This is a genomic window from Aurantimonas sp. C2-5-R2 (assembly GCF_036549495.1).
Taxonomy (GTDB): Bacteria; Pseudomonadota; Alphaproteobacteria; order Rhizobiales; family Rhizobiaceae; genus Aurantimonas; species Aurantimonas coralicida_A.
Window position 1 is genome coordinate 1 of sequence record NZ_JAZHLJ010000152.1, and the last position, 4,118, is coordinate 4,118.

2 pseudogenes are annotated in these 4,118 nt (G+C 58.9%); both read right to left on the reverse strand.

The window, feature by feature from the left end:
* Positions 1–88: 88 nt before the first annotated feature.
* Positions 89–1,234 (reverse strand): annotated as a pseudogene (gene istA / locus VQ044_RS24050) (IS21 family transposase); the annotation flags it as partial.
* A 120-nt stretch (positions 1,235–1,354) separates the two neighbouring features.
* Positions 1,355–3,775: pseudogene (locus VQ044_RS24055) on the reverse strand (class I SAM-dependent DNA methyltransferase); the annotation flags it as partial.
* Positions 3,776–4,118 lie beyond the last annotated feature (343 nt).

Sequence of the window (4,118 nt, forward strand, 5' to 3'; positions counted from 1 at the left end):
AGGCAGCTGCGCCGACCTTTGACGGGCTTTACTCCGGGGAATGGGCGCACCCCACATTTAGTGGGCGTGGGTAACAACCGGATAGGCAAGCATTGATCTTCCGCTCGATCAGCGGCAGGTAATGCACAGGATCGAAGACGACGTCTTCCCGCTCCCAACTCCGGGGATGGCGGGCGATGATCTCGCCACGGCAACCGATCACCACCTCATCGACGTAGCCGCGCACCCATACATCCTGATGGCCATAGGCGACCGGGACGGAATAGTCGTTGGTCTTGTAGCGCACAAGCGACTGGGCCGTTACCTTGGCGCTGGCCTGGTCACAGGCATCGAAGGGCGACGCCGGTAACGCGCGCATGGCGGCCAGATCGCGCACCAGCCGTTCCCCGATCGTCTCGCTCTCGCCGCGCAGCCTGTCTCGCTGGCGCTTGCGGCATTGCTCCTCCAGCCAGGTGTTGAACGCTTCCCACGTCGCAAACTCTGGGATCGGCACCATGAAGTTGCGCCGGGCATAGCCGACAAGCCCCTCGACGCTTCCCTTGTCGTTCCCCTTGCCAGGGCGGCCGTAGCGATCCCGGATCAGGTAGTGGGACAGAAACCCGCTGAACAGCGTGGCGCGCTTGCGCGTGCCGTCGGGCAGGATCTTCGCCACCAGGCAGCGATCATTGTCGTAGACGATCGATTGCGGCACGGCCCCGAAGAAAGCGAACGCATGGACGTGGCCATCGACCCAGGCCTCCGACACGGCCGCCGGATAGGCCCGAACATAGCAGCCGTCGCTGTGAGGCAGATCAAGCACGAAGAAGTGCGCCTTCCGCTCCACGCCGCCGATCACCACCATCGCCTCGCCGAAATCGGCTTGCCCATGCCCCGGCGCATGGGACAGAGGCACGAACACCTCCTGGCGACGTTGCTCGCGCTCGCGCATGTAGTCCTTGATGATCGTATAGCCGCCGGTGAAACCGCGCTCGTCCCGAAGACGGTCAAACACCCGCTTGGCCGTATGGCGCTGCTTGCGCGGCACTTGTCTGTCCTCATCAAGCCAGTGATCGATCGTCGAAATAAACGCGTCCAGCTTGGGCCGCCGGATCGGTGATTGACGCTGGTAGCCCGGAGGCGTCGAATACGACATCATCTTGGCCACGCTGTCGCGCGATATGTTGAAATGCTTTGCTGCCTGACGCCGGCTCATTCCATCCGAGCAAGCCAGACGGACCTTCAGATAAAGTTCCACGGTATAGATCCCTCAACCCTCCTGCATACGTTGCAGAAGGAAAATAGGTGGCCGACTTTTACGCCGCCCGAAGCGGGACAATCCCGCCGCTACCGTGGACTAATTTTGCACCGCCGCTCTCACCCAATGCAGGCGGGAGGCAACCAACGCCATGTTCCAAAGCGGAGCGTCGAAGAGGGCAAAGCACTTGTTTGTGATGATAGAGCCTGCGGGAAGGACGCCACAGGGCAAATAATCTCTGTTCTCCGAGCTGATCGCGGCCACAGCAATTATAGCTTCATCACCCGACTGCCGACGTTCATCAAAGCGATGCGGCCATTGGGCACCAACTCGGGTCGCCTGCTTGGTGCTTTCCAGTCGCATTTTTCGAACGGCTTCAAGTCGCTCGGCAATTCTTGGGTATGTTGCAGCTGTCTGGGCGTCTTCATCTTTGATCCAAAGGCAGTATTTAAGCCTCCCGCCAATGAATTCATCGGACCCATATACGGGGCGAACAAATCTCTCAGATTCACAATCATCGAACTGAAGCGCGGCGACCTCTCCGCGAGACAACAGGAGATTTCCGCCATCGACCGGCTTGCTGCCAAAGGTCATCTCGTTCACGCCGTGAACTGGTTTGCTTTCCTTTTGAACAATTATGTTCGGGGCGAGGAGGAGATACGGGTTTATGTTTTCTCCCTCTCGTACCTCCACCTCTTCAACACCGGTGCTGGCAAAAACCCGCCTATTCTTGCCCGCCGACCGCGAAATGCCCACGATCACAACGGTAACACCAGCATTATAGCTGGCTAGGTTTGCCCATTTGAAATTCACATGGGCGAATCCGATTTCATGACCGGTGGCAAGGATGAGAGGCCAAAGGATCGGCACCTGTTGGCCTTGGCAAATGCTGTTGGTTGACACGAATGCTGCGGCGGAATTGGTCTTCGTTCCGAAGTCCGCAGCCTTCATGAACCATCCTGAAACGTAATCGAGTGACTTCCAGCCATTACTGCGATGACCAAAGATCGTCTCAAGCTCGGCCTTCTGCTCGTTCGTTTGCCAAGTCGATCCCAGATAGGGCGGGTTCCCGCAGATATAGGTTTCCCCACCCTCATTCTCGAAGTCGATCCGCGCCTGATCGAGCGGGGAGTTGAACAAATCATCGCCGTGCAGCTTCACGCCCGTGCCGGTCGGCGGGCAGATGCCCAGCCAGTCGAGCCGCAGCGCATTGCCACAGGTGATCCAGTTTTGCGCGTTGAGCGGGAGAAGTTCGGCCAGTGCCTCCTTCTGCCCGCGAAAGGTCACGTCGCACTGATACTCGGCGATTATCAGCGCCAAGCGCGCAATCTCCGCCGGGAAATCACGCAGCTCGATTCCGCGAAAATTGGTGAGCGGAATGTCGCTGCGCCGCTCTTCCTCCCCGCGCCGCGCATTGATCACCGCCTCAATGGCGCGCATTTCCTTGTAGGCGATCACAAGAAAATTGCCGCTGCCACAGGCCGGATCGAAAACGCGAATTTTCGCCATGCGGTTGCGCAGGTTTAGCAGCTTGCGTCCGTTGTCGCCGGCCTCCTCCAACTGCGCGCGCAGGTTATCGAGGAACAGCGGATTCAGAACCTTCAGGATGTTCGGCACACTCGTATAGTGCATCCCGAGTGCGCCGCGCTCCTCATCGTCGGCAACGGCCTGAATCATGCTGCCGAAAATGTCGGGGTTGATCTTTTTCCAATCGAGGCTGCCGATGTTGATCAAATAGGATCGTGCAATCTTGCTGAAACGCGGAACCTCCTTGCTGCCCGAAAAAAGCCCGCCATTCACGTAGGGGAACACGTCGGCCCAACGCGGCAATTCCGCTCCCGCGCGATCCGTGATCTTGGTGTTCATCGCGCGGAACATCTCGCTAATGACCGTATGGGTATTCGACGAATCCCGCTCGCTCATCTGGTCGGTCGTCGCGGTGAACAGGCCGGTGCCGTTGAAGATGTCGGTGTCCTCCGCGAAGAAGCAGAAGATCAGCCGCGCCATGAAATGGTTCATGTCGGGGCGGCGCTCGGCGGTCGCCCACTCGGGATTGTCTTTCAGCAACTCGACATAGAGCTTGTTGAGCCGTCCCGTCGCCCGAATGTCGAATGAGCTTTCGCGGATTTGCTTGACGGTGGTGATGCCTGCCAGTGGCAGGAAGAATCCGAAGTGATCGGCGAACTTGGCATACTCACACGCGATGGGCGGATCGTCGCTGGTGACGTCCTCCGCCTGTAGCGTCTCGCCGTCGGTGGCGAGGATGAACTTGGCTTTGGCTGATGCTGTTTTCGGACTGTCGCGCAACGCCTTCAAGGTCGCATCGACCTCACCCACCATGCACGTTGCCAAGTGAATGTTGCTGCGCTGAAGAATGCCGCCAGCGACATCGGAGGCATTGGAGCCACCTGCCGCGCGAAGGCGCTTTATGGTGGTGTCTTTGTTACCGAAAGCTGCCAGAAATTGATACGCAAACTCGGCCCGATGAAAGGGCTGACTTGCCAGTTCCGATACTGCCTCTTCAATTTCTACAGCATTCATTCTGCACTATTTTCCTGCACCTCTCGCGATGCCTTCGATCAGCGATTTCCGGGTGACGCAAAGTTGCGCCCAGAGATTGCCCCTGACTAGCGGAAGGCGGGGCGATTGTCACCGCGTTCCGAAGCTGCGGCGGCACTTATGCGGATGGCCGCTGAGCGCCTATGCCCGGGTCTGAAATTGGCGGCGCTGCGCGAGTCCGATTCAGAGTCCCATGGGGAATCCGGCTGCTGGCGAAAGGATTCACGATGCCTGGGCCGATGTCATGCGAGCTCGCATCGAGGCGTTTCAATGGCCGCGCGGCGGTATCGCGGTCACGTGCGCCGGAAGCGGCTATTCGCTGCGA